Raw genomic sequence first — 23,733 nt, 5'->3', positions numbered from 1 at the left:
CTTCCGCCGCACCGCACCGGTCGTCTCATGCGCGCGTTCGTCCTGACCGCCCCCGGCACGTACGAGGTCCAGGAAGTCCCGGAGCCCGTGGCCGTGCCCGGCGAGGTCGTCGTCGACGTCGAGCGGGTCGGCGTGTGCGGCACCGACATGGAGTTCTTCACCGGTGCCATGGCCTACCTCCGTCAAGGGCACTCCCACTACCCGATGCGGCCGGGCCACGAGTGGGCGGGGCGGGTGGCGGCGGTCGGTGACGGCGTCGACCCCGGCTGGATCGGACGCCGTGTCATGGGTGACACGATGCTCGGCTGCGGCGGTTGCCGACGCTGTGTCCGGGGCCGTCAGCACGTGTGCGAGCAGCGCCAGGAGGTCGGGATCCGCGGGGCGCGGGCCGGTGCTCTCGCGGAGCGACTCGCGGTACCGGCATCGTCGTTGCACGCCCTGCCCGACTCGGTCGACGCCGTGCTCGGGGCGCTGGTGGAGCCGGGCGGCAACGCCCTGCGCGCGGCCCGGGCGGCCACCACCAGGGCCGGGGACCGTGCCCTCGTCCTGGGGCCCGGGACCATCGGCCTCCTGGTCGCGATGTTCCTGCGGGCCACGGGAGTGGAGGTACACCTCCTGGACCGTGCCGACGCCTCCCCCGCGTTCGCCCGGGAACTGGGCTTCGAGTACGTGTGGGACGAGCGCTCCCTTCCGGATCTTCCCTTCGACGCGGTCGTCGATGCCTCGAACGCGGCCCATCTGCCGGAGAAGGCACTGGAGTTGGTCGAGCCGTCCGGCCGCCTCGTCTACATCGGGCTGGCCGGCCTGCCGAGCCGCATCGACACCCGGACGCTCGCGCTGAAGGACGTGACGGCGGTGGGCATCCTCTCCGCCTCCCCCGGCCTGGACGCCACCATCCGGGCCTACGCCTCCGGCACGGTCGACCCCCGCCCCCTCGTCGCGGCCACCGTCGGCCTCGACGCGGTCGGCCCGGTCCTCGCGGGCGCACGACCACGGGGCGCCGGCCCCGGCCCCAAGATCCATGTGGACCCCCGAAGCTTGGTTGACCAGTGACACGAACGTGCAGCACGGGTTCGTAGCGCCGGCCCCGTCAGGCTTCCGCCGGCCGTACGCCGCACACGGCCGCAGACCGAAGCAACACCTTTTGAAGCTCGGCGTATTGACCTCACCTCGCAACGGCGCGTACAACATCCCCCAGCAGAAAGCGTTTACTACATGATGTCTTCGCCCTGATCGAGCCGCGCACCGCCGCGGCCCTCAACGGAGAGGCCCCAGCACGATGAGAACCTCACAGACCCGGGACGAGTCCACGGCCGACAGAGCGGGCGACTCGGCGGCGCTGTCGCGGCGGAGGATGCTCCAGGGCACGGCCGTCGGCGTCGGGATGGCGGCGGTGGGGATCGGTGCGGCCGGTCAGGCCCACGCGGTGGAAGCGCGGCGCTCCTGCGAGGCCACCGCCCGCATGGCCGGAAACTCCATCACGCTCTCCCTGGTCGACGGAACTCTGCACTGGTCGGCCGAGCACCACGGCAGGACGGTCGTCGACACCTCCGCGCTCGGCCTCAGGCTGAGCGACGGGACCGCTCTCGGCGAAGACGTGACGGTGACGGCGAGCCGGAGGGAGAACGTTCACCGTGTCTGGGCGCCCGCGTACGGGCGCAACGCGCGGGTCGTCGACCATTACCAGGAGCAGCGCTGGGACCTGCGGGACAGGCTCTCGGGGATCCGGTTCGGGGTCCGGGTCCGGGCGTACCGGACCGGCGTCGCCCTGCGTTACGTACTGCTGGACCAGGGCACGGCGACCATCGCGGACGAGCTGACGACGTTCGTCTTCCCGGACGGCACCACCGTCTACAGCGCCCGCGACGAGAACGCCTACGAACCGGTGGCGCCCGACGCGATACCCGTCACGGGAACGTCCACGACGGACAACGGCCCTCTGACCGACCTCCCGCTCACCGCCGCCCTCGCCGACGGGCTCATCGCCTGCGTCTGCGAATCGGCGCGGGTGAACTTCCCCCGGCTGATGCTCAGTTCGCTCCCGGGGCAGCCCAACACCCTGTCGGCCTTCCTCATGGAGCACACCGCCCGCGGTACCGGCCCCGTCGAGCCGACCACGACCGTCACCACACCGTTCGCCACGCCCTGGCGCGCGGTCGTCATCGGCTCCACCGACGCCGAACTCGTCGACAACGCCGAGCTGGTGCTCAACCTGGCCCCGGCGAGCGTCCTCGAGGACACCTCGTGGATCAAGCCGGGCAAGGTCTTCCGCTGTGAGCTCAGCACCGCCGCCGGTATGGCGGGCGTCGACTTCGCGGTGGCCCGCGGCCTTCAGTACATCGAGTACGACGCCGGGTGGTACGGCCCGGAGTTCTCCACCGTCGACGCGACGAAGCCCATCGCCGCCATCGATCTGCCGTCGGTCATCTCGTACGCGACGAGCCAGAACATCGGAGTCTTCCTCTACGTCAACCGGCTCGCCCTGACCGACGCGGACGCGCTGTTCGGCCTCTACAAGAGCTGGGGCGTCGCGGGGATCAAGCTCGGCTTCATCAACGACGGTACGCGGTCGATGACCGACCAGATCGTCGACTGGGCCGCGGCGGCCGCCAAGTACGAGCTGCTGATCGACATGCACGACGACGTCCGGCCGTTCGGCTTCGAGCGGACGTATCCGAACTACGTCAGTCTGGAAGGCGTCCGGGGCAACGAGCAGTTCCCGACCGCCACGCACAATGTGACACTGCCCTTCGCCCGCAACGTCGGCGGGCCGATGGACTACACGATCTGCTACGGCCAGTCGCGCAACAAGACGACCAACGCCCACCAGATGGCGATGGCCGCGGTGTACTACCAGCCCCTCAACTTCCTCTTCTGGTACGACAAACCGTCCAAGTACAACAACCCCGCGAACTGGCCCGGGCTGCCCTGGTTCGACGCCGTCCCCACGACCTGGGACGAGAGCCGGACCCTGGCCGGGTCGATCGGCGAGTACGTGGCCGTGGCCCGGCGCGACGGCGCCACCTGGTACCTCGGGGCGATGACCGACGAGACGTCCAGGACCCTGTCGCTTCCGCTGTCCTTCCTGGGCGGCGGTACGTACACGGCGACGATCTACTCCGACGGGACCCCTGGCACCAACCCGTACCGGACGCCGGTCGTCGTCAGCACCCGAAGTGTCACCTCGGAGACCACACTGGACGTGGCCATGGCCCCGGCCGGCGGCCAGGCGATCATCTTCAGGCCGAGCTGAGCCGTCCGGTGCGCGGACCGGACGGGCTTGTGCCGGACTGCCACGGCACTGGGGAAGATGTGTTGTGTAACCGTTTGCTGAGAGGCCGTGAGACGGCTCGCCTCCCGGAACCGGGGTGCGCTGCGACGACCCGTACGCTCGTGTCCATGGTTGAGCACCGGACAGTTGACGTGAACGGCATTCGGCTGCACATCGCCGAGCAGGGCAGCGGACCCCTCGTGGTGCTGCTGCACGGCTTTCCCGAGTCGTGGCACTCCTGGCATCACCAGTTCGGTCCGCTGGCCGACGCGGGGTTCCGGGTGGTCGCCCCGGACCAGCGCGGATACGGACGAAGCGACCATCCCGAGGACGTGGCCGCGTACACCATCCTCCACCTGGTCGGCGACGTCGTCGGACTGATCCAGGCCCTGGGCGAGGAGAAGGCGTACGTGGTCGGGCACGACTGGGGTGCGCCGGTCGCCTGGCACACCGCGCTGCTGCGCCCGGACGTGGTGCTCGGGGTGGCCGGGCTGAGCGTGCCGCCGCCGTTCCGGGGGACGCATCCTCCGTTGGCGGCCATGGAGGAGCGGTTCGGCGGCCGGTTCTACTGGAACTACTTCAACCGTCCCGGGGTCGCCGACGCCGAGTTCGCGAGGGACACCCGTCTCACCCTGCGGAAGTTCTTCTACTCCGCGTCCGGCGACGCCCCCGGCACCGCCGAGGGCAGGCAGCCGCTGGTCGACCCCGAGCGCGGCTGGCTCGCCGAGATGCCGGATCCCGAAGTACTGCCGGCATGGCTCACCGAGGACGACCTCGACGCGCTCACCGAAAGCTTCTCGCAGGGCTTCACCGGAGCCCTGAACTGGTACCGCAACCTCGACCGCAACTGGGAACTCACCGCCGCTTGGCACGGCGCCGTCGTCACCTCGCCCGCCCTGTACATCTACGGCGACCGCGACCTGGTGCCCGCCTTCCCCGGCACCCCCGAACTCATCGAGAAGCTCCCCGACCTCATGCCCGACCTCCGGCGCACGCCCCTCGAACTGGCGGGCTGCGGGCACTGGACCCAGCAGGAACGCCCGGACGAGGTGAACGCGGCGCTCATCGAATTCCTCAAGGGTTGTTCTGAGTGATGGGAGAACTGGGGGGAACATCGCCGCACCAGGGACGGGACGGCTGCTGCGTGTTGCGTTCCGCGTGCCGGAGGAAGGCGACGCCGGGGCCCTTGGCGACGACGGTGGAAGACCGCAGCTGAAAGCGGTGGACGTACCGGCGTGGTGACCCGTATCTTCCGCATACCGTGCGTGAGGTTCTGGGGAGGACCGTGCACGGTTCTGCTGGATACCTGACACGGGGGGCTACTCCACCATGCTGTGCACGCGATGCCGCCGTTTCGAGGCGGCACCGGACGGGGTCGTCTGCGCCCACTGTGCCGCGGCCGGGACACCGCTCATGGCGCCGCCGGCCGGCCACAACGCCTGGCTGAGCTCGCCCGTGGGCCTCGGTCGGGCCGTCGCCGTGCTGCTCGGCCTGGTCATCGTCACCGACCTGTTCGCGGTCTGGGCGGACGTCATGTCGTACGACGTGCTGGGCACCCTCATGGACGGCGACTACAGCGAGGCCGTGCAAAGCAGGGCCGACCGGGCGGACTCGCTCTACGCCGCGGCCGGTGTCGCACAGACGGCCGCGCTGCTCTCCACAGCGGTCGTCTTCCTGGTCTGGTTCCATCGAGTGCGGGTCAACGCCGAGGTGTTCGATCCGTTCGGGCACCGCAAGAAGCGTGGCTGGGCCGTGGGCGGCTGGTTCGTGCCGGTCGTGAATCTGTGGTTCCCCCGCCGCGTCGCGGTGGACATCTGGGATGCCAGCGGCCCCTGGGACAGGGCACGGCCGCACGGTCTCCTCAACGCCTGGTGGACGGCCTGGGTGATCAGCCTGCTCGTCGGCCGGTTCTCCGCCACCTCGTACCGCAACGCCGAGACGGCTCCAGAGATTCGGCGGGCCCTGGGGCAGGTGCTGTTCGCGGACGCGGTCGACATCGTCGCCGCCGTCCTCGCCATCCTCTTCGTGCTCGCGCTGACCAGAATGCAGGACGAGAAGGCCCGCAGCGGGCCGGGCGCGTCCGTGCCCGTCTCCGCCTGAGTTCGGGTTCGCGTCTGCGGACGACCGGGAGAGATTGCCGGGTATGGCGACTTGAAGAGCACAGACCGGGCGTCAGCGCTGGATCAAGGCCGGGACGTGGACCACGCTCACGCCCACCATGGACGGAGACCGACGAGCGGGGCACTGACGAGGTGCTCGACGGGGCTGTGCTCAGCGCCGCTCGCCGGATGGTGCTCAGAGACTCCGGACATGAAGCGCCTGCTCGGTCCGGGACACGGTGTACCAGGTCCCGTCGCCGGGTGCGTGTGGCAGGCCGGACACCTCGAAGGGGTAGGCGACCTGGTCGGTCAGCCGCATGGAGGCCGCGTCCACGAGCCAGTGTCAGCCGGAGCCGAACTCCTCGTCGCTCTCGACCGTTCCCACGACGACGGTGTGCTCGTCGAGGAACCCTCCTTCGTAGTCGAAGAACGCCTGCATCTTGTCGTCCTCGTACGTCTCGCCCTGTTCCGACTCGGCCGCGGGGTGTCTGGGGACATCGTCCGCGCTCAGTTCGGCTTCCAGTGTGCCGTCGGTGGCTCGGTGAAGGGCGACGGCGGCCTGGTCGTGGGTGACGGTGAGCAGGCGGTCGCCGCTGGGGCTCACCGCCAGTAGGACACGGTCCTCGTCGCCGAGACCGTCGACGTCCAGAGTCTGTCCGTCCCAACGGCCCCATCTCAGCGGAGCGCCGTCCTGCCCTTCGCCGATCGACAACCCCATCTGGGCGGGGTCCGGGTGCGGCACGTGGTGGGAGCCTTCGGCGGCCGTATCTGTCCGGGCACGTGCGAGCACCGTGCCGTCCGCGGAGGCGATGACCGGCCACTGGTCCGCCCCGCGGCCGTGATCGGACGCCAGCGGGCCGCGGGTGTGCGCCCACACGAGTGTCCCGTCCGAGGAGAAGCCGACCGAGCCGCTGCCCGTGTATCGGTGATCACGCTCGTTCGCGTACTCGGCGAAGGCGTCGTGTCCCGCACAGCCTGCCAAGGGGCTGGAAAGCGGACGGACGAAGCCGACGTCGCGGCCGAGGCCGCCGACGGATCGACGTCCTGCACGATCAGCTCCGTGTCTCCGCGTTGTACGAGCCGTCGCGTCGCGGACCGGGAGACCAGGAACGGGGCGGCGTCGGCCGCCGCGAAGGGCACAGGGGCGGCGATCGTGGTCACGAGGCGGGCAGGCCGAGGCATGAGGGCTCCGAAAAACGCGGGACTGTTTTCGGACCTTATGGCACGCCGCTGACAGCAGAGGCGAGGTCCAGCCCTGGCCGCCGGCCGGGGTGGACCTCGCCTGTCCGTCTCGTACGACGATCGGCTCAAGTCATCGGTCGTGAGTGGCCGTTGGGGTTCAGCAGGAGCCGACCCATTCGATCTTCTCGACGTGACGCTCGATGAAGCTGGCGCTCTCACCGGGCTCTACGACCGGGCTGTCCGTCTTGTGGTAGGTCCGGCAGTCGGTGCGCTTCGTGTTCGGGGACGAGGGATAGTGGAAGGTGTACCGGACATGGTCGGCGCCGGGGTAGCGCTTGCCGTTGTTGAAGACCGCCTGGGTCGCGAACTCGCCTCCGTACCAGTTGCCGGCCGTCTTGAAGACGATGTCCGAGTTGACGCTCGTCGTCCGGTAGAAGCAGACGTAGCCGGACGGGCAGCCGTAGAGCGTCGCGGACGGGCTTGCCTGCGCGGAGCCGGTTCCGGCCAGGCCTGCAGCCATGGCGAGCGCGCCTGCTGCGGCGAGGACGCCGAACGTGCGTTTGGACATGAGTTCCCCCTCATGGCGGTGGCTGAGTTCGGCCATCGTCCATGGGCGGCGGGCGCGGGGTGAACCTCCTTATTCAGAGGTTCCGGTGCGCAGACGCTGGTGGTAGCGCTGAAGGGAGTCGGGCTCGCCCGCGCCGGCACCGGCTGTCGCCGCGAGTTCCACAGTGATGCGGACCCCGCCCTCGGAGCGTGCGGTGAGAGTGAGGGTTCCGTCGTGTGCGTGGGTGATGGTCTTGACGATCGCCAGGCCGAGGCCGACGCCCGCATGGTCGGTGTGTATGCGTTCGGTGCCTCGCTGGAACGGTTCGGTGAGGGTCGAGGCCAGCTCTGGGGTCAGCTTCTCGCCGGTGTTCTCGACCGTGAGCGTCACGCTGTCCGGCCGGGCACGGGTGGTGACCCATACGGTGCCCCGTGCGGGGAGGTTGTGGACGATGGCGTTGTGCACGAGGTTCGTCGTCAGCTGAAGCAGGAGCGTCGGCGAACCGGTGGTGGCGGCGATGTCGCCACAGGTCTCGATGGTGACGCCGTGCTTCTCGGCGAGAGGCAGAAGGGTTTCGGTGGCCTCTTCCGCCAGGAGGGACAGGTCGACGGGTTCTCGGCCGAAGTTCCGCCGCTCGGCCCGGCTGAGCAGGAGCAGCGCCTCGGTGAGGTCGATCGCCCGGGTGTTGACGGCGTGCAGGCGGTCGACGAGTTCGCGGGTGTCGTGGTCCGGGTCGGTGCGGGCAACGTCGAGGAGTGCCTTGGAGATCGCGAGCGGGGTGCGTAGCTCGTGAGAGGCGTTGGCCGCGAATCGCTGCTGTTCGGCGACGTGCGCTTGGAGCCGCGCGAGCATCGTGTCGAAGGCGTCGGCCAGTTCGCGGAACTCGTCCTCGCGGCCCGGCAGCCGGATGCGGTGGGAGAGCGTTCCGTTCGCGGCCATGCGGGTGGCGTAGGTGATGCGGGTCAGCGGGGCGAGCATCCGGCCGGCGAGGAACCAGCCGCCCAGGAGGCCGAACACCAGCAGGAACGCCAGCACGGCCGCCGCGATCGGAGCGAACTGGCGCACGACCGCGAAGCGGTAGTCGGGCATGAAGATGAGCCCCGGGTGGGCCACACGGTCCAGGAACACCCACCCGGCCGCCAGCACCAGAACACCGGCCAGCATCAGGAATCCGGCGTAGCTGAGGGTGAGTTTGAGGCGAACGCTCATGCCGGGCTCTCTAGGCACGGTCTCCTCCCCCGCCGCCGGCCGAGGGGTGCGCGTCGATCCGGTAGCCGACGCCAGGCACGGTGGCGATGATCCAGGGCTCGCCGAGGCGCTTGCGCAGTGCCGAGACGGTGATGCGTACGGCGTTGGTGAACGGGTCCGCGTTCTCGTCCCAGGCCCGCTGCAGGAGTTGCTCGGCACTGACGACACCTCCTTCGGCGGCGACGAGGACTTCGAGCACTGCGAACTGCTTCCTGGTCAGCGCCACGTAGCGGCCGTCCCGGTAGACCTCTCTGCGGAACGGGTCGAGTCGCAGACCCGCGATCTCTCGCACCGGCGGCCTGTTGTGGGCGCGCCTGCGGTCGAGTGCTCTGAGCCTGAGCGCGAGTTCCCGGAGTTCAAAGGGTTTCGTGAGGTAGTCGTCGGCGCCGAGTTCGAACCCCGAGGCCTTGTCGTCGAGACGGTCGGCCGCGGTGAGCATGAGGATCGGCATGCCGCTGCCGGAGGCGACGATGCGTCTGGCGATCTCGTCACCGGAGGGCCCGGGGATGTCGCGGTCGAGTACGGCGATGTCGTACGTGTTGATGCCGAGGAGTTCCAGAGCGGCTTCGCCGTCGGCGGCGATGTCTCCCGCGATGGCCTCCAGGCGCAGGCCGTCGCGAATGGCTTCCGCCATATAGGGCTCGTCCTCGACGATCAACACGCGCATGCGTTGATGCTACGAGTCGGCCCATATGGTCGGCGTATCGAAAACCGCATACGTGCCGGCAACGCCGTGCTGCCTTGACTGGCGGTATGAATCGATCCCCATCGTCCGCACGAACGACGGCATGCCGGATTCGCCGACTCGTGGCCGTCCGCCTGTCGGTCGGTCGGTCCAGCGGTGATCACCGCAGTGCTCGGCCGCCAATCGCAGAATTCCTCTCCTTCGTCGTCGATGGCAACGGCGACGGCGTGACTGTCTTCGACGACGCGATGCCGGCCGGCGTTTCCCCGGACCACCAGAATCAGCTTCTTCGTGAGGCTGCCGACGCACCGAGGCGACCGAGCGAGGTTGCCCGCGTATGTAGCCCGACCCCACCCATGACCCGAGGATGCAGTAGTGACCGGCGGTGAGCGAGGACAGACGATGGTGCAGGTCGACGCGGCGGAGCGGGCCGGGCGACGGGACGTCGGCCGCCGGGACACCGGCCTCGGTCTTTGGCGGGCGCGCATTCGTCGAACTGTCCGCAGCTGCTTCGGGCTGGGACCCTGGAAGCGCGGGCCGGTGCTCGCCGCGCTGGCGCTGCTGCTCGGCCTGCTGATGCTTCTGCACGCGCAGATCACGGACCGCGGGGGCCTCGGCAGCCTGGTGGAGACCTTCCTGCCCTGGTTCGGGCTGTTCATCCCGGTACTGCTTGCCGCCGCGCTGTGGCGCCGCTCCGCCTCCGCGGTGGTCACGCTGCTGCTGCCGGTCATGGTGTGGCTGAACCTCTTCGGCGGGCTTCTCGGTGACAAGTCGCACTCCGGCAGCGACCTCACCGTCGTCAGCCACAACGTCGGCGCCGACAACCCCGACCCGGCCGGCACCGCCCGCGACCTGGCCGCCTCCGGGGCGGACGTGCTGGCCCTGGAGGAGGTGACCGAGGACGCCAGGGGCACGTACGAGAAGGTGCTGGCGAAGGCGTACCCGTATCACACGGTGCAGGGCACGGTCGGGCTGTGGAGCAGGCTGCCGTTGTCGGACACCCTGGCGGTCGACATCGAGATGGACTACGGGCCGCTGGCGGACACCAAGCCGGACGACGTCAAGCTGGCCTACGCCCGGGCGCTGCGCACCACGGTGGCCACGGAGCGGGGCCAGCTGGCGGTGTACGTGGCCCACCTGGGGTCCGTACGGGTGTTTCCCCGGAACGGGTTCTGGACGGACAGCCGGGACCGTGGCGCGGACGCGCTCGCCAAAGCCGTCGCCGCCGAGCGGAACGAGCGGGTGGTGCTCCTCGGCGACCTGAACGGCACCACGGACGACCGGGCGTTCGACGGGCTCACCTCACAGCTGCGCTCGGCCCAGGAGGAGGCCGGGGACGGCTTCGGCTTCAGCTGGCCGGCGACGTTTCCGGTGGCGCGGATCGACCAGATCCTGGTCCGCGGCGTGGAGCCGCGGAGCTCGTGGGTGCTGCCGGCCACCGGGAGCGACCATCTGCCGGTGGCGGCCGGAATCAGCTGGTGAATCTCGATCAACCCGATCAACTAGATCAACTAGATCAACCCGACCATGCAGACGTGCCATTCGAGTGGCAGCACCGCTTGTGGCCCGTGCAGCGATGAGTCTCGGCAGCACGCTGGGTCTACGCAGCGATGAACCGCCCCCGAGGAGGACGACATGACCGCCACCTACACCTTCGACGTGTTCTCCAGCCTCGACGGCTACGGCGCCGCCGGCGGCGACTGGACCGGCTACTGGGGTAAACAAGGCCCCGAGTTGCTCGACCACCGCCTTGCCGTGTACGGCGAGGAGCAGCGGATGGTGTTCGGGGCCAACACCTATCGGGCCTTCGCGCAGATGCTGGCCGAGAGCACCGAGGACTCCGACGTGCGTGACCCATGGGTCACGCGGATGAGGAACCTGCCGACGACGGTCGTGTCGACGACCCTGGAAGGGCCCCTCGACTGGCCGGACGCGACCCTCGTGAGCGGTGACGCCGTGGATGTCGTCGCCCGGCTCAAGGAGGAGTCCGAAGTGCCGTTGCGCTCGCACGGCAGCCTGTCGTTGAACCGGGCGCTGATGGCCGCCGGACTGGTCGACCGCCTGCAGGTGACGCTCTTCCCTGTCGTCACCGGTCGGACCGGGTTGGACCCGGTCTTCCAGGGTGCGGCCGACTTCGACCTGGAGCTGCTCGAGCACCGGACACTCGACGGTCGCATCCAGGAGCTCGTCTACCGGCCCGTCCTCCATTGACGTCCCGGCTCACAGCCTGTAGTCGATCTCCTTTCCCACCGCGCAGGTCACGCCGCTGTCAGCGCTTGAGCTCTTCCAGCAGCCGGGTGGCCGCCATGACCCAGGTCCGCTTCTCGGCCAGGGCCGAGCGTACGGTGGCCGCGTCGGCGAACGCGGCGTCCAGATCGCCGAGGGCCACCGTGATCGCGTTGCGCCAGTCGTCGACGTTGGCGTCCTCGTGCCGCCTTCCGTTGCGCACGGGCACCACGAGCCGGTTGATCATCTCGGGCATGTCCTGGGACAGCGGTCTGTCCAGCAGGAGGCCCAGACCGCTGGCGCCGCTGATCAGGACGGGCGTGCCTGAGGTGATCGCCTCCGGGCCGGCCAGGCCGAACCCCTCGACCCGGGAGGGCATCAGGACCAGGCTGGAGGTGCGCAGGTCGTCGCGGATGGCCTCCGGTACGCCGTTGCCGCCGCGAGGCGTGGCACGGGCCGTGTGGCGGGCGCTGGGCGAGCTGCTGCTGCCCGCCCCGGAGATCTGGCAGGGGGCGCCCGAGGCTCCGAGGTCGGTCGTGATCTGCCCGGATCCCCGCCTGCGGCATGTGCCGTACGGTGCCCTGCTGCGCGGCGACACGGCACTGGTGGACGTGGCCGAGGCGACGCTGACGCCGAGCCTGCGCACTCTGTGCCTGGTCCGTGGCCGGGCCCGGCAGGCCGCTCCGACGGGGCGTGATGCGGGGGTGGCGGGCAGCCTTCTGGACGACGCGCTGCCCGCGCACTCTCGGGAGCGGGCGGCGTTGGACGCTTGGCCCGGCGGGCACCGGCCGCTCCGCGGCCTGTCCCACGTGGCTCAGCTCCCGGACCCGGCCCTGCTCTACGTCAGCGGTCACGGCGCCGCCCCGGGCGACACGGCACTGGGCCCGTCCGGGGTCACCCCGGACTCGCTGGCCACCCTGCCGCTGCCCGAACTGCTGCTGCTCGTGGGCTGCTGGAGCGCCACAGCGGCCAGCCGCTACGGCCGGGACCCGCTGAGTCTCACCGTCGTCGGCCTTCTCGGGGGCGCGCGGACCGTCGTGCCCGGTGTGGGCCGGGTCGGTGAGCGGGCCGCCGCCCGTATCGCCGCGGAGACCCTGCGGTACGTCGCCGAGGGACTGCCGGCGCGGTCGGCACTGCGGACAGCCGCGCGGACCCTGCGCGACCGGCATCCCGAGCTCGGCCGGTACGACTGGGCCGGCATGTGTGTGATGGGGGCCGGAGACTGATCCCGGGTCAGCCGGTCGCCGCGGCGGGGCGCAGGCCCGGCCGGGGTTCGAAGGCCGACGCCGAGACATCCCTGGCGAGCGTGGTCCCCTGCACGCCGTACGTGGCGATCGCGTCGACCCGCAGGATGAGGCAGAAACGCTCGGTGCTCGCGAGCCGGGCGGACAGTTCCCGGTGGGAGCTGCGCAGGAAGACCATCGCCGCGTGGTTGGTGACGGCGCTCTGGCCGCAGACGACGAACACGGGCCGCGTCGCGGACAGCGGCCGGAACTTGGCGACGAGTACGTGCTCGCACCGCCCGCGGTCCCACGCGAAGGTCTCCTCACCCACCACGAAGGCCATGGAGTCCGGCCGGTCGCTGAAGGGCCGCACCTCGATGCCGGGAAGGTTGTGCTCCAGATGCCCGGCGGTTCGCACGTTGGAGCCGTGCTCCGGGCCGCCGATGCAGAACTCCGTGCACGGTCCGTTGCTGTCGCGGAAGTCGCCGCTGACGCGCATCGACACCTCGCAGCCCAGTTCGCGGGCGAGGACGACCGCCTCGACCATGGCCTGCACGTCGTGGTGCGCGGCCACTCCCGGCCGGTCCCACTTGTGGTTCATGACGACGATGCACGTCTCGCCCGGCCGCATGCCGAAGAACCGTGTCTTCCGGTGCAGGGCCCGCGTGTTCCGCCCCCGCTGCCACAGCCAGACGAACGCCGCGCTGAGCATGCAGCACTCTGGAAGACTCTGGACATCCGAGGGGTGCCGGGTTCGTGGCGTGGTCGTCCGCGCATGTCGGCGAGTATTCCCGGATGTTTCGCCTTCCGCGGTCGAAGGTGCCGAGGACGTGGCGAAAACCCGTTGACGGGCCGGCGGCGACGGTTGCTAGTCTCCTGGAGGCCGTGCGAGAGAACGAGGAGGTGGTACCCGTGAACGCAGTATCGACATGGGTGCTCCCCTCCGGGGTCACGGTCGGGCGATAGGTCGTCCGGGAGCGCCGTTCAGCGCATCCCGAAAGGCACGACCGTGCGATTCACTTCCGAAAAGCGCCTCGACGACGGCGTCCTCGAACGCGAATTCACCCTCGGTGAGATCCCCGGCACCCTTTGGACGCCCGGCTCCGCACCGGCCCCACTGGTCCTGATGGCTCACAACAACGGCCTGCCCAAGGCGGACCCCCGGCTGAGGGCCCGGGCCCGGTACACGGCGGCGCGCGGCTACGCGGTGGCGACCATCGACGCCGCCGGGTGCGGTGACCGTCCCCGTTCCGCCGCCGACGAACGGGCCCGCGCCGACCTGCGCCGGGCGATGCAGTCCGGCGAGCCGGTCGACGAGATCCTGGAGTCGTTCGTCGGCCCCCTGGTCGAGAACGCGGTCCCGGAATGGCGGACCACTCTGGACGCCCTCCTCGAGCTGCCCGAGATCGGCGGCCCCGTCGGGTACTCCGGGGGGTGGACCGCCCTCGGCATCCGGCTGGCGGTGGTCGAACCGCGTATCGCGGCGGCGGGCTTCTTCGCCGGCGGGTACGTGCCCCGCGCCCAGCGCGAGGAGGCCCGGCAGGTCACCGTTCCGCTGCTGTTCCTGCTCCAGTGGGACGACGAAGGAAACCCCCGGCAACGGGCCCTTGACCTGTTCGACGCCTTCGGCAGCAAGGAGAAGACGCTGCACGCCAACCTGGGAGGGCACACCGGCACCCCGTGGTTCGAGTTGGAGGACGGGTGCCGGTTCCTGGACCGACACCTGAAGTGAGGTCCGACCGTTTGGCATCCCCGCTCCTGATGACCTTCCCGACGTGGGCGGTTGCCGACGCCGCCGAGACGGTGGCTCTCCCGGCTGGTGCGCCCGGTGACGACAGCGTCATCGTGCGTCCCGCAGCTGAAGAAGGTACGTCGCGGTCAACGCGACAGCACGGTCCCCGTCGTGCGACAGCTCCACAAGGGCACTTGAGGCCCTCGCCCCCGGGATGCCCGCCAGGGCCTGGGTCAGCCGTCCGCGGGCGGGCGCATCGGTCGCGTCGTCGGCGAGGCGGTCGACGAGGCGGCTCGCGAGCCGATCCGCTGCCTCGGGGTCGCTCGCGAGCACGCTGAGTGCGTCGGCTGCGTCGGTGTCGTTCCTTCCCGCCACGATCATGTCGAGGAGGGTAGGGACGGCATCGGCCACGCCACGCGTCCCGAGTGCCACGGCCGCGTAGCCGCGGACCACGGCGTCGGGGTGCGCGAGGGCGTTCTGCAGGTGCGTGTGCGCCTCCCCGTCCGGCATCTCGACGAGTGCCTGTACGGCGCGTTCGCGCACCGCGGGCAGCGGTGAGCCGAGGCCCTCCGCCAGCAACGCCGTGCCGGCGTCGTCCGATCGCGCCAGAGCCCATCGAAGCGCTCCGGCGACGTTCGGCTCGGTCTCGCTCAGTGCCGCCTCGACCAGGGCCTCGACCGGCACCGGAACATCGTCGGCCGCGGAAAGGGCGGCGCGCTGGCGCGCGTCGGCGCTCTTGGACTGAAGAGCCTGGAGGAGTGCGACGACCTGAAGGACGTCCTCCCAGGCGGCGGGGTCCGCGGCATCGATCCGGCGTAGCCGGGTGAGGAGTTCGGTCTCCGCCGCGATGCGTTCGCGGGTCTGCTCGATGAGGTCGCCGACGAGTGCGGCGGGAGTGAAGCAGGGGTCGTCGAGTGCGCGGCCGATCTCGCGCAGCGACAGACCCAGCGACCGCAGGCTCTCGATATGGAAAATCCGCTGGATGTCCTTTGCGGAGTACTCCCGATAGCCGGAGCCGGTGCGGCCCGAAGGGCGCACCAGCCCCAGCGACTCGTAATGCCGGAGCATGCGGGCACTGACCCCGGACCGCCGCGCCATCTCACCGATCAACACGTCCTATTGTCCCTCGTGGCCGGACCCGCCCAGGGCCACGACGCGCTTCGCCTCCTCGATCGCGTACTCGAATCCGGTGTCCGGGTCGCTCAGCAGCCGTTGTGTGGCGAGCGCGTGTGCGCGTGCGCGTGGGTCGGGTGCCGTCGTCGTCGCGGTGCGCAGGACCGGCGCGATCACTTCGCCCAGGGCGATCAGCGCCCGGCTGAGGCTCAGCTGGGTCTCCCGGCCACCGCGTCCGAGCTGGGACGCCAGGATCGTGGCCAACGCGGGCTCCTCCCCTTCCGGTGCGAGGACGACCGCCGCCCGCCAGGCGCTGCGCGCGACCTCCTCGTCGGCGTCGGACAGGACCGCCGGTGTGATCGCCGGCCACGCCCGCCGGTCCCCGATCTTGGACAGCGTGTGCAACGCCTGGCTGCGTGCCTGCGCGCGCTCCGAGCCGACCTCGCGGAGCAGCACGGGAAGCGTCATGGACAGCGGGTGGCGGGTGAGCGCCCAGGTCAGCATGTCGCGGACGAAGAACTCGGGCTCGACCGCGCAACGCTCGACGAGCTTGTCGACGAAGCGCGGGTGTGGTTTCGTGCCGGCCGCGAGTGCGGCCCGTAGCCGTACGGACGAGCGGCCGTCCTCCAACCCCCGGAGTGCGCGTACCGCGTTCGCGTCCGTGTCCGTGTCCGTGTCCGTGTCCTGTCTCGTGATCGTCATCGCGACCACCTCCTCGGCGGGCCAGTGAAGTCCTTGTCACCGTGTCAAGGTCAAACAGGCCTGTTGCGCGCCGCCGGGAGTGGAGCGGTCAGCGGTGCTCGGGGTTGTCCGCGCCCGGGCGGCACCCGGCGTCCCACTGCGAGCGCTGGTTGCCGTACGCGGGGATGCCGCCGGCGTGTTTGAGCAGGGCGGCGATGTGCATCAGGTTCCAGGTCATGAAGCTGGTGTTGCGGTTGGTGAAGTCGTTCTCCGGGCCTCCCGACCCGGGGTCGAGGTACGACGGTCCGGGGCCGGCCGCCCCGATCCAGCCGGCGTCCGCCTGGGGCGGGATCGTGTAGCCGAGGTGCTGGAGGCTGTAGAGGACGTTCATCGCGCAGTGCTTGACGCCGTCCTCGTTGCCGGTGATCAGGCAGCCGCCGACGCGGCCGTAGTAGGCGTACTGTCCCTGGGAGTTGAGCAGCGACGAGCAGGCGTAGAGCCGCTCGATGACCTGCTTGGTGACCGAGCTGTTGTCGCCCAGCCAGATCGGTCCGGCGAGCACCAGGATGTCCGCGGCCATCACCTTCTCGTGCAGGCCCGGCCAGGCGTCGGTGGCGAAGCCGTGTTCCGTCATGTCCGGGTAGACGCCGGGTGCGATGTCGTGGTCGACGGCGCGGATCAGGTCCGTTCGCACGCCGGCGGCGTCCATGACGGCCCGGCTCTTGTCGATCAGGCCCCGGGTGTGGCTGAGCTGCGGGGACGGTTTGAGTGTGCAGTTGATGTACAGGGCTGTCAGGTCGTCGTAGCGGTACGGGGTGTCGGTGGAGGGTGAGCTCGTCATGCGGGCAGCGTCTCGCGAGACTTCCGGTTTGTCCCGGTCCGACGCACCCTCGCATGCCTTACGGAGTCATGACGTTCCAGCGTGGAAGCGGGGTGCGATGCCCACGCCGACCTAGCTTGGGCGTATGCGTGTACTGGTCACCGGCGGTGCCGGGTTCATCGGGTCCCATGTGGTCGAGACGCTCGCGCTGCGCGGGCACGAGCCGGTCGTGTTCGACGTGCGGGACGATCCCGGCGCGGACGTGCGGGACCCGGTGGCCGTCGGTCGCGCTCTGCGCGGTGTGGACGCGGTGTGCCATCAGGCCGCGATGGTGGGGCTCGGCGACGGGGTCGCCGACGCGGCCGAGTACGTCTCGCGCAACGACCTGGGGACCGCTGTGCTGCTCGCCGCCATGGCGCAGGCGGGCGTACGGCATCTCGTGCTGGCCGGGTCGATGGTCGTCTACGGGGAGGGCCGGTACGAGTGTCCGCGGCACGGTGTCGTACGGCCCGGACCGCGTGCCGTCGCCGACCTCGACGCGGGCCGGTTCGAGCCGACGTGCCCGGTGTGCGGGGACGACCTCTCCCCCGGCCTGGTCGGCGAGGACGCCCCGGCCGATCCGCGGAACGTGTACGCGACGACCAAGCTCACCCAGGAACACCTGGCCGCCGCCTGGGCCCGCTGTACCGATGGATCGGCGGTGTCGCTGCGCTACCACAACGTGTACGGCCCCGGCATGCCCCGAGACACCCCGTACGCCGGTGTCGCCTCCTTCTTCCGCTCGGCGCTCGCCCGGGGGGAGGCGCCGCGGGTGTTCGAGGACGGGCGGCAGCGGCGGGACTTCGTGCACGTGCGGGACGTGGCGGCGGCGGGCGCGGTGGCGTTGGAGGCGGCGGCCGCCCGGGGAGCGCTCACGGCGTACAACACCGGCAGCGGCGACCCGCACACCGTCGGCGAGATGGCGCGGGCGCTGGCCGCCGCCCACGGCGGGCCCGAGCCGGTCGTCACCGGTGAGTACCGGCTCGGGGACGTACGGCACATCACGGCGGACTCGTCGCGGCTGCGGGAGGAGCTGGGGTGGAAGCCTGAGGTCGGGTTCGAGGAGGGCATGACGGAGTTCGCCCGGGCCGGGATGCGCGGGGCGTAGGCCCCTGACGGACCGGTGGTGCTGCCCGTGTTCAGGAAGCGGCGGCGGGCAGCACCACCTCGAAGCGGCAGCCGCCGGGGATGTTGTGTACGGTGGCCCGGCCCCGGTGCGCCTCCACGATCCCCCGGACGATCGCGAGGCCCAGCCCCGCGCCGGCCGGGGGCGTCCGGGCGTGGGTGCCGCGCCAGCCGGTGTCGAAGACGCGCGGCAGGTCGCCCTCGGGGATGCCGCCGCAGCCGTCCGTCACCGACAGCACCACGCCCTCGGTGCAACGCTCCACCGCGATGGCGACCGTGCCGTCGGCCGGGGTCCGGCGGATGGCGTTGACCAGCAGGTTGCCCAGCACCCGGCTCATCTCCTTGCCGTCCACCTCCACCGGTACCGGCTCGATACGGCCGCCCACCAGCCGCACCCCCTGCTCCCGGGCGAGCGGGTCGGCTCCCGCCAGCGCGTCGCCCACCAGGTCGTACAGGGAGATCCGGGCGAGGGAGAGGGGGAGCGTGCCGGCGTGGATGCGGGAGAGTTCGAAGAGGTCGCCGACCATGCCGTTGAGGCGTTCGACCTCGGTGCGTATCTGCTTCAGATAGCGGTCGGGGTCGGCGGCGACGCCGTCCTCCAGGGCCTCGGACATGGCGCGCAGGCCGGCGAGTGGGGTGCGCAGGTCGTGCGAGATCCAGGCGACGAGTTCACGCCGGGAGGTCTCCAGGGCGCGTTCCCGCTCCCGGGACTCGGCGAGCCTGGCGCTGGTGGCGGCCAGTTCGCGGCTGAGCGCGTCCAGTTCGGCGGTGGCCGGCTCGACGGGGGCCGTGAACGCGCCGCCGTCGCCGAAGGAGCGTGCGGCTATGGCGAGTTCATGGCTGCGGGCGACGACCCAACGGCCCAGCAGCAGGGCCGTGGCCAGGGAGACGACGGCCGCCATGGCGACGACGGTCGTGACGACGGTCAGGTCGTGCGGGGAGAGGAACATCGCCCAGGCGACGGCGAGTGTGCCCGCGAGCATCGCGACGACTCCGACCGCCGCGATCACGGTGAGCGAGGCGGTGAGCGAGCGGCGCCGGGTCAGCCGCAGCACACCCGCTCCGGTCAGACCGGTGACGGCCGCGCCGGCGAAGGCGTACAGGGCGATCAGCAGGGTGTCACGCATGATCGGCCTCCGCTCCGGTGGGCTCGAAGCGGTAGCCCACGCCCCACACGGTCTGGATCAGCCGGGGCCGGGCGGGATCGTCCTCGACCTTGCCGCGCAGTCGGCGGACGTGGACCGTGACGGTCGACAGGTCGCCGAAGTCCCAGCCCCACACCTCGCGCATCAGGTCCTCTCGGCCGAACGCCCGCCCCGGATGCCGCAGAAAGAAGGAGAGCAGGTCGAACTCCCTGAGGGTGAGGGCGAGTTCGACGCCGTGCTTGGTGGCCCGGCGGGCCGCCGGGTCGAGGGTCAGGCCTGCCGCGCCCAGCCGGTGCCCGGTGTCGGAGGCCGGCCGGCTGCGGCGGAGCACCGACTCCACCCGCAGCACCAGCTCACGCGGACTGAAGGGTTTGGTGACGTAGTCGTCGGCGCCGACCTCCAGGCCCAGGATGCGGTCGTCCTCGTCGCCGCGGGCGGTGAGCATGATGACCGGCACGGGGCCGTGACCGCGGATGCGGCGGCACACCTCCAGGCCGTCCATGCCGGGCAGCATCAGGTCGAGGACGACCAGGTCCGGCCAGTGCGCGGCGGCACGGGTGAGCGCGGCCGGACCGTCGTCGGCCCGGTCGACGGTGTAACCGGCGCGGTCCAGATACCCGGCGACGACTTCGGCGACGGTCGGATCGTCGTCGACGACCAGGATCCGGGGGGCCTCTTCGCGGGCTCGCGCCCCCGTGGGCTCGTACGGCTGTTGCTGCATGCCCCCAGCCTCGCACCGCGCCGCCCCGGATGCCGCGCCCGAGCTTCGTCCGTGACTTCGACGTCCGCGTTTCGTAAGGAGCGGGAGTCCGGTATGTCCCCTTCGCGTTCGTAGGGTGAAACCGTGACGACGACACCTTCCGACGTCGATGTGGTGTTGCCCTGCCTGAACGAGGCCGAGGCCCTTCCCTGGGTGCTCGAGCGGATCCCGCCGGGCTGGCGCGCACTCGTCGTCGACAACGGTTCCACCGACGGCTCGGCCTCCCTCGCCCACGCGCTCGGCGCGACCGTCGTGCACGAGCCGCGCCGGGGCTTCGGCGCCGCCTGCGACGCCGGGCTGCGGGCCGCCACCGCCGACGTGGTGTGCTTCTGCGACTGCGACGCCTCCCTCGACCCCTCGCTGCTCGTCCCCTTCGTGCGCGAAGTGCGGGACGGCGACGCCGATCTGGTGCTGGGCCGGCGGCGCCCGCAGGGACGGGGCGCGTGGCCCGCGCACGCCCGGGTGGGCAACCTCGCGCTCGCGCGGATGCTGCGTCGCCGCACCGGACTGCGCCTGCACGACCTCGGTCCGTTGCGCGCCGCCCGCCGGGATCCGCTGCTCGCCCTCCAGCTCACCGACCGGCGCAGCGGCTATCCGCTCCAGATGGTCGTGCGTGCGGCCGACGCGGGCTGGCGGATCGCGGAGCACGACGTGCCGTATCTGCCGCGCTCCGGGGCCTCGAAGGTGACGGGCACCTGGCGGGGCACCTGGCAGGCCGTACGGGACATGAGTCGCGTCCTGGGCGAGACACCCGCGCATGGAGGAGGAACCGTCCGTTGAGTGCGTCGACCACGCTGCTCGTCATCGCCAAGGAGCCGCGACCGGGCCGGGTCAAGACCCGGCTCACGCCGCCGTTCACGCCCGAGGAGGCGGCCGGGCTGGCCGAGGCGGCCCTCGCCGACACGCTGCACGCGGTGTCGGCCGTGCCCGCCGCCCGGCGAGTCCTCGTCCTCGACGGGACCGCCGGTGCCTGGCTGCCGCCCCGCTTCGACGTCGTACCGCAGTGCGCGGGCGGCCTGGACGAGCGCCTGGCGGACGCCTTCGCCCGCTGCGACGGTCCGGCGCTGCTCATCGGGATGGACACCCCGCAGGTGACACCCGAGCTGCTCGACGTCGACTTCGCCGACTGCGACGCCTGGTTCGGCCCGGCCGAGGACGGCGGATTCTGGGCCCTCGGACTGGCCGATCCCGACCCCGCTCTGCTGCGGGGCGTGCCCATGTCGACCGCCGTGACGGGCGCGCTGCAACGCGAACGCCTCGTCCGCGCGGGGCTGCGGGTGCGCGACCTGCCGCGGCTGCGCGACGTCGACACCGCCGCCGACGCCCGCGCCGTGGCCGCGCTGGCCCCGCACAGCCGGTTCGCCGTACGACTGGCCCGGTGCATGGCGGTCGTGGCACCCGACACCTCTCGCAGTTCCGGGCCGGCCACGCGGCCTGCCACTCCCCCGGCCGGCCCCCGATGAGCACCGTGCCTGCCACCGCCGCCGCCTGGGCGACCGCCGACCCCTATGCGGCAGCCCTGCTCTCCGGCCGGGGCCCGCTGTTCCTGCGCCGTGCCGACGGCTGGCTGCTGCCGCTGGAGGTGGAGCGCTGGTGCGCCACGGCCGACGCGGTCGACCGGGAGGTGCTGGACCGGTGCGAGTCAACCGTGCTGGACGTGGGGTGCGGGCCGGGGCGGCTGGTCGTGGAACTGGCCGCCCGGGGCCAGGCCGCTCTGGGCATCGACGTCAGTGCGGCCGCCGTCGACCGCACCGTGCGCCTCGGGGGTCCGGCGCTGCGGCGCTCGGTCTTCGAGCCACTGCCCGGCGAGGGCCGCTGGGGCACGGTCCTGCTCATGGACGGCAACGTCGGCATCGGCGGCGACCCGCGCGCCCTGCTGGACCGGGTGGCCGCGCTCCTGCGCCCCGGCGGACTGCTGATCACCGAGACCGCCCCGGTGGACGTCGACGAACGCGCCCAGGTGCAGGTCGTCGGCCCCACCGCCACCGGTGGGGCCGACGCCCACTTCCCCTGGGCGCGGCTCGGCAGCCGGGCGCTGCTGCGGTACGCGCGGGGCTGGGAGCCGGCCGGTCAGTGGACGACCGGCGGACGCTGCTTCGTCGCCCTGCGCAGCCGCCGCAGTCGCACCGCCAGCAGCAGTGCCGAACCGCCGAAGAGGACGGCGGTGATCAGCAGCCAGCGGGTGAGGAACCCGTCCTCCGGCAGCCCCGTGGCGGACCGGTAGCGCCGCTCCACCATCCCGCTGATCAGCGGGAACCACACGAGAAGGAGCAGCCCGGACAGGGCCGCCGGTACGCGCACGTACAGCGCCCAGTCCCGGCGCCGGACCGCGCCGAGCCCTCGTACGGCGGCCCGGTCCAGGGCCGCGTACAGCGGCAGGAGCACGAGGTCGTGCAGCACGGCCGCGCCCACGATCCACAGGGCCACGCCGAACCAGTCGTCCGCGAGCAGCCGCACCCCGGCGTAGGCGGCGAGGGCGAACGAGCAGGCGAGCAGCACGATCTGAAAGGGGCTTCCGAGAGGGATCGGTGCGCGGCGCATCACAGGTCTCCGAACGTCATGCGGGTCACCCACTTGGTGTTGAGCACACCGGGTGCGGCGGGCACGATGATGCGCGCCGGGTAGCCGTGGTCGATGGACAGCTCCTCGCCGTTGACGTACAGGGCGAGCAGGGAGCGCGGGTCGGCCACCTGGTTGGCGCGCAGTGCGGCCTTCCGGAAGGCGCCGCGCCGCTGAAGGGACTCGACGAACACGTCGGGCGGGTCGTCGTGGCCGACGAGCGCCGCGAGGTCGCGCAGCCGCACCCCGCGCCACCACTGGTCCGACGTCGACCAGCCCTCGACGCACGCGATGGGCAACGCCGAGCTGTGCAGGGGAAGTTCGAGGAGCTGGGAGCGGCTCAGGCGTACTGTTCCCGTGCGCCCCGTCACCACGAGCCGCCATGTGTCGGCGCCCGTCTCCGCCTTGTCGATGCCGGCGTACGCGGCGGTCTTGTTGATCTGGAAGCCGTTCGGTCCGTTGCCGGGTTCGGACCCGCCGTGCGGTGCGAGGAGCGCGGTGCGTCGTAGCGGGCCGTCGAAGTTCTGCCCCACCGTGGTGGCGAACAGCAGCAGCGAGCCGCCCCCGACGAACCACAGGGCGCCGCGTCGGGAGACGGTCGGGTCGGCGGGGCGCGGTGACACCAGGTCGTTCCTCTCCTCCCGCAGCTGCCGCAGATTGCGCAGCGCGATGGGCATCTTCAGCAGCGCGTGGGCGACGAAGGCGGCGAAGAACACCCAGGCGCCGTAGAAGTGCAGGGGGTAGAAGGAGCCGGGGAAGACGTAGTCGAGCTGGACGTTGAGCACACCGGTCACGAACTCGAACAGTCCGCCGCCGACCAGGAGCAGCAGGGAGATCCGCTCCAGGGCGTGCGCGAGCGAGCGGGCCGGGGGCAGTGCGAACAGCCTCGGTACGACGGACCACAGCTTGGCGAGCAGGACGGGGATCAGAGTGATGCCGAGGGTGACGTGGACGCCCTGGTTGAGCCGGTACAGCCAGTGCGGGTTCGTCGGCCAGGCGAAGAGGTAGAAGCCGAGGATCCCCTTGTCCGGGGTCTGGTCGTTCACCGGCGACAGGTCCGGGTTGTAGGCGGCGTACGAGACCAGGCCCGTCACGAACAGCACGGTGATGCCGACGAGCAGGACCAGGCCCAGCACCGAGGTGAGCCAGGGGCCGCGCAGCGGGCTGCGCCAGAAGCCGGGTGAGGAGGGGAACCGGGGATCGCGTGGATCGTCTCGCATGGCCCGACCGTAGGCCCCGACCACCCCGGGAACGGGTGCGCGAACGATGACGAAACGC

General features: G+C 71.2%; 25 protein-coding genes. 12 read left to right on the top strand and 13 right to left on the bottom strand.

Features of this window, described 5'->3' with window-relative positions:
• The first annotated feature begins 27 nt into the window (after positions 1–27).
• From ACZ4UU_RS29430 to ACZ4UU_RS29415, 4 genes are all read left to right on the top strand, one after another.
• The gene (locus ACZ4UU_RS29430; RefSeq protein ID WP_471906390.1) at positions 28–1,053 is read left to right on the top strand and encodes a zinc-dependent alcohol dehydrogenase; all 1,026 of its coding nucleotides are present in this window, start codon (positions 28–30) and stop codon (positions 1,051–1,053) included.
• Between the two features lie 226 nt (positions 1,054–1,279).
• Positions 1,280–3,253 (top strand): glycoside hydrolase family 97 protein, encoded by a 1,974-nt coding sequence (locus ACZ4UU_RS29425; RefSeq protein WP_471906389.1) that lies wholly within the window; start codon positions 1,280–1,282, stop codon positions 3,251–3,253.
• Between the two features lie 146 nt (positions 3,254–3,399).
• Positions 3,400–4,365, top strand: coding sequence for an alpha/beta fold hydrolase (locus ACZ4UU_RS29420; RefSeq protein WP_471906388.1), 966 nt, complete (start codon positions 3,400–3,402; stop codon positions 4,363–4,365).
• Between the two features lie 235 nt (positions 4,366–4,600).
• Positions 4,601–5,371 carry a DUF4328 domain-containing protein gene (locus ACZ4UU_RS29415; protein ID WP_471906387.1) on the top strand — a complete coding sequence of 257 codons (771 nt, stop codon included), beginning with the start codon at positions 4,601–4,603 and terminating at the stop codon, positions 5,369–5,371.
• Positions 5,372–5,566: 195 nt separating this feature from the next.
• Here ACZ4UU_RS29415 and ACZ4UU_RS29410 read toward each other — a convergent pair whose 3' ends face one another.
• The 5 genes from ACZ4UU_RS29410 to ACZ4UU_RS29390 all read right to left on the bottom strand — a co-directional run bounded on the left by ACZ4UU_RS29410 (position 5,567) and on the right by ACZ4UU_RS29390 (position 9,014).
• Positions 5,567–5,704 carry a hypothetical protein gene (locus tag ACZ4UU_RS29410; RefSeq protein ID WP_471906386.1) on the bottom strand — a complete coding sequence of 46 codons (138 nt, stop codon included), beginning with the start codon at positions 5,702–5,704 and terminating at the stop codon, positions 5,567–5,569.
• A 9-nt stretch (positions 5,705–5,713) separates the two neighbouring features.
• Positions 5,714–6,352 (bottom strand): hypothetical protein, encoded by a 639-nt coding sequence (locus tag ACZ4UU_RS29405; RefSeq protein ID WP_471906385.1) that lies wholly within the window; start codon positions 6,350–6,352, stop codon positions 5,714–5,716.
• A 357-nt stretch (positions 6,353–6,709) separates the two neighbouring features.
• Positions 6,710–7,120 (bottom strand): hypothetical protein, encoded by a 411-nt coding sequence (locus tag ACZ4UU_RS29400; protein WP_471906384.1) that lies wholly within the window; start codon positions 7,118–7,120, stop codon positions 6,710–6,712.
• Positions 7,121–7,189: 69 nt separating this feature from the next.
• A complete protein-coding gene (locus tag ACZ4UU_RS29395; protein WP_471906383.1) occupies positions 7,190–8,308 on the bottom strand; it encodes a sensor histidine kinase in 1,119 nt (372 codons plus the stop codon).
• Between the two features lie 10 nt (positions 8,309–8,318).
• Complete coding sequence (locus tag ACZ4UU_RS29390; protein WP_471906382.1) at positions 8,319–9,014, bottom strand: response regulator transcription factor; 696 nt, start codon at positions 9,012–9,014, stop codon at positions 8,319–8,321.
• A 420-nt stretch (positions 9,015–9,434) separates the two neighbouring features.
• Here ACZ4UU_RS29390 and ACZ4UU_RS29385 point away from each other — a divergent pair, with 420 nt between their 5' ends.
• Entirely contained in the window at positions 9,435–10,514 is a 1,080-nt protein-coding gene (locus ACZ4UU_RS29385; RefSeq protein ID WP_471906381.1) for an endonuclease/exonuclease/phosphatase family protein, read from the top strand.
• Between the two features lie 153 nt (positions 10,515–10,667).
• The gene (locus ACZ4UU_RS29380; protein WP_471906380.1) at positions 10,668–11,243 is read left to right on the top strand and encodes a dihydrofolate reductase family protein; all 576 of its coding nucleotides are present in this window, start codon (positions 10,668–10,670) and stop codon (positions 11,241–11,243) included.
• A gap of 58 nt (positions 11,244–11,301) precedes the next feature.
• Here the strand turns inward: ACZ4UU_RS29380 and ACZ4UU_RS29375 are convergent, their stop codons facing one another.
• Entirely contained in the window at positions 11,302–11,637 is a 336-nt protein-coding gene (locus ACZ4UU_RS29375; protein ID WP_471906379.1) for a glycosyltransferase, read from the bottom strand.
• Between the two features lie 34 nt (positions 11,638–11,671).
• Between ACZ4UU_RS29375 and ACZ4UU_RS29370 the strand changes: the two genes are divergently transcribed.
• On the top strand, positions 11,672–12,484 hold the full coding sequence (locus tag ACZ4UU_RS29370) for a CHAT domain-containing protein (RefSeq protein WP_471906378.1): 813 nt from the start codon (positions 11,672–11,674) through the stop codon (positions 12,482–12,484).
• A 7-nt stretch (positions 12,485–12,491) separates the two neighbouring features.
• On the opposite strand, the gene ACZ4UU_RS29365 is transcribed toward ACZ4UU_RS29370, so the two are convergent.
• Positions 12,492–13,193: a hypothetical protein gene (locus ACZ4UU_RS29365; RefSeq protein ID WP_471906377.1), complete on the bottom strand. Its 702-nt coding sequence runs from the start codon at positions 13,191–13,193 to the stop codon at positions 12,492–12,494.
• A 297-nt stretch (positions 13,194–13,490) separates the two neighbouring features.
• Between ACZ4UU_RS29365 and ACZ4UU_RS29360 the strand changes: the two genes are divergently transcribed.
• Entirely contained in the window at positions 13,491–14,213 is a 723-nt protein-coding gene (locus ACZ4UU_RS29360) for a dienelactone hydrolase family protein (protein WP_471906376.1), read from the top strand.
• Positions 14,214–14,321: 108 nt separating this feature from the next.
• Here the strand turns inward: ACZ4UU_RS29360 and ACZ4UU_RS29355 are convergent, their stop codons facing one another.
• The 3 genes from ACZ4UU_RS29355 to ACZ4UU_RS29345 form a co-directional block, all read right to left on the bottom strand.
• Positions 14,322–15,326 (bottom strand): MerR family transcriptional regulator, encoded by a 1,005-nt coding sequence (locus ACZ4UU_RS29355; RefSeq protein WP_471906375.1) that lies wholly within the window; start codon positions 15,324–15,326, stop codon positions 14,322–14,324.
• A 3-nt stretch (positions 15,327–15,329) separates the two neighbouring features.
• Complete coding sequence (locus ACZ4UU_RS29350) at positions 15,330–16,028, bottom strand: HEAT repeat domain-containing protein (protein WP_471906374.1); 699 nt, start codon at positions 16,026–16,028, stop codon at positions 15,330–15,332.
• Between the two features lie 88 nt (positions 16,029–16,116).
• Positions 16,117–16,848 (bottom strand): flavodoxin family protein, encoded by a 732-nt coding sequence (locus ACZ4UU_RS29345; protein ID WP_471906373.1) that lies wholly within the window; start codon positions 16,846–16,848, stop codon positions 16,117–16,119.
• 124 nt (positions 16,849–16,972) lie between these two features.
• On the opposite strand from ACZ4UU_RS29345, the gene ACZ4UU_RS29340 reads away from it, so the two are divergent.
• Complete coding sequence (locus ACZ4UU_RS29340; RefSeq protein ID WP_471906372.1) at positions 16,973–17,974, top strand: NAD-dependent epimerase/dehydratase family protein; 1,002 nt, start codon at positions 16,973–16,975, stop codon at positions 17,972–17,974.
• 31 nt (positions 17,975–18,005) lie between these two features.
• Here the strand turns inward: ACZ4UU_RS29340 and ACZ4UU_RS29335 are convergent, their stop codons facing one another.
• Both ACZ4UU_RS29335 and ACZ4UU_RS29330 read right to left on the bottom strand, forming a co-directional pair.
• A complete protein-coding gene (locus tag ACZ4UU_RS29335; RefSeq protein WP_471906371.1) occupies positions 18,006–19,118 on the bottom strand; it encodes a sensor histidine kinase in 1,113 nt (370 codons plus the stop codon).
• Positions 19,111–19,857 carry a response regulator transcription factor gene (locus ACZ4UU_RS29330; protein WP_471906370.1) on the bottom strand — a complete coding sequence of 249 codons (747 nt, stop codon included), beginning with the start codon at positions 19,855–19,857 and terminating at the stop codon, positions 19,111–19,113. The genes ACZ4UU_RS29335 and ACZ4UU_RS29330 overlap by 8 nt, the downstream gene beginning before the upstream one ends.
• 123 nt (positions 19,858–19,980) lie before the next feature.
• Here ACZ4UU_RS29330 and ACZ4UU_RS29325 point away from each other — a divergent pair, with 123 nt between their 5' ends.
• From ACZ4UU_RS29325 to ACZ4UU_RS29315, 3 genes are read left to right on the top strand one after another with little or no spacing between them, the layout of a single operon-like run.
• Entirely contained in the window at positions 19,981–20,676 is a 696-nt protein-coding gene (locus tag ACZ4UU_RS29325) for a glycosyltransferase family 2 protein (RefSeq protein ID WP_471906369.1), read from the top strand.
• On the top strand, positions 20,673–21,359 hold the full coding sequence (locus tag ACZ4UU_RS29320; RefSeq protein WP_471906368.1) for a TIGR04282 family arsenosugar biosynthesis glycosyltransferase: 687 nt from the start codon (positions 20,673–20,675) through the stop codon (positions 21,357–21,359). Before ACZ4UU_RS29325 ends, ACZ4UU_RS29320 begins: the two co-directional genes overlap by 4 nt.
• Complete coding sequence (locus ACZ4UU_RS29315) at positions 21,356–22,120, top strand: class I SAM-dependent methyltransferase (RefSeq protein WP_471906367.1); 765 nt, start codon at positions 21,356–21,358, stop codon at positions 22,118–22,120. Before ACZ4UU_RS29320 ends, ACZ4UU_RS29315 begins: the two co-directional genes overlap by 4 nt.
• A gap of 316 nt (positions 22,121–22,436) precedes the next feature.
• Here ACZ4UU_RS29315 and ACZ4UU_RS29310 read toward each other — a convergent pair whose 3' ends face one another.
• Positions 22,437–23,675 (bottom strand): molybdopterin-dependent oxidoreductase, encoded by a 1,239-nt coding sequence (locus tag ACZ4UU_RS29310; RefSeq protein WP_471906366.1) that lies wholly within the window; start codon positions 23,673–23,675, stop codon positions 22,437–22,439.
• Positions 23,676–23,733 lie beyond the last annotated feature (58 nt).

This window comes from Streptomyces sp. NPDC028907 (assembly GCF_055564995.1).
This window is presented reverse-complemented; position numbering and strand designations above follow the sequence as displayed.

Coding starts and splice junctions, on each gene's coding strand:
- ACZ4UU_RS29430 (WP_471906390.1), top strand. CDS start 28: ATGCGCGCGTTCGTCCTGACCGCCCCCGGCACGTACGAGGTCCAGGAA.
- ACZ4UU_RS29425 (WP_471906389.1), top strand. CDS start 1,280: ATGAGAACCTCACAGACCCGGGACGAGTCCACGGCCGACAGAGCGGGC.
- ACZ4UU_RS29420 (WP_471906388.1), top strand. CDS start 3,400: ATGGTTGAGCACCGGACAGTTGACGTGAACGGCATTCGGCTGCACATC.
- ACZ4UU_RS29415 (WP_471906387.1), top strand. CDS start 4,601: ATGCTGTGCACGCGATGCCGCCGTTTCGAGGCGGCACCGGACGGGGTC.
- ACZ4UU_RS29400 (WP_471906384.1), bottom strand. CDS start 7,120: ATGTCCAAACGCACGTTCGGCGTCCTCGCCGCAGCAGGCGCGCTCGCC.
- ACZ4UU_RS29395 (WP_471906383.1), bottom strand. CDS start 8,308: ATGAGCGTTCGCCTCAAACTCACCCTCAGCTACGCCGGATTCCTGATG.
- ACZ4UU_RS29390 (WP_471906382.1), bottom strand. CDS start 9,014: ATGCGCGTGTTGATCGTCGAGGACGAGCCCTATATGGCGGAAGCCATT.
- ACZ4UU_RS29385 (WP_471906381.1), top strand. CDS start 9,435: ATGGTGCAGGTCGACGCGGCGGAGCGGGCCGGGCGACGGGACGTCGGC.
- ACZ4UU_RS29380 (WP_471906380.1), top strand. CDS start 10,668: ATGACCGCCACCTACACCTTCGACGTGTTCTCCAGCCTCGACGGCTAC.
- ACZ4UU_RS29375 (WP_471906379.1), bottom strand. CDS start 11,637: ATGCCCTCCCGGGTCGAGGGGTTCGGCCTGGCCGGCCCGGAGGCGATC.
- ACZ4UU_RS29370 (WP_471906378.1), top strand. CDS start 11,672: ATGGCCTCCGGTACGCCGTTGCCGCCGCGAGGCGTGGCACGGGCCGTG.
- ACZ4UU_RS29365 (WP_471906377.1), bottom strand. CDS start 13,193: ATGCTCAGCGCGGCGTTCGTCTGGCTGTGGCAGCGGGGGCGGAACACG.
- ACZ4UU_RS29350 (WP_471906374.1), bottom strand. CDS start 16,028: ATGACGATCACGAGACAGGACACGGACACGGACACGGACACGGACGCG.
- ACZ4UU_RS29345 (WP_471906373.1), bottom strand. CDS start 16,848: ATGACGAGCTCACCCTCCACCGACACCCCGTACCGCTACGACGACCTG.
- ACZ4UU_RS29340 (WP_471906372.1), top strand. CDS start 16,973: ATGCGTGTACTGGTCACCGGCGGTGCCGGGTTCATCGGGTCCCATGTG.
- ACZ4UU_RS29335 (WP_471906371.1), bottom strand. CDS start 19,118: ATGCGTGACACCCTGCTGATCGCCCTGTACGCCTTCGCCGGCGCGGCC.
- ACZ4UU_RS29330 (WP_471906370.1), bottom strand. CDS start 19,857: ATGCAGCAACAGCCGTACGAGCCCACGGGGGCGCGAGCCCGCGAAGAG.
- ACZ4UU_RS29315 (WP_471906367.1), top strand. CDS start 21,356: ATGAGCACCGTGCCTGCCACCGCCGCCGCCTGGGCGACCGCCGACCCC.
- ACZ4UU_RS29310 (WP_471906366.1), bottom strand. CDS start 23,675: ATGCGAGACGATCCACGCGATCCCCGGTTCCCCTCCTCACCCGGCTTC.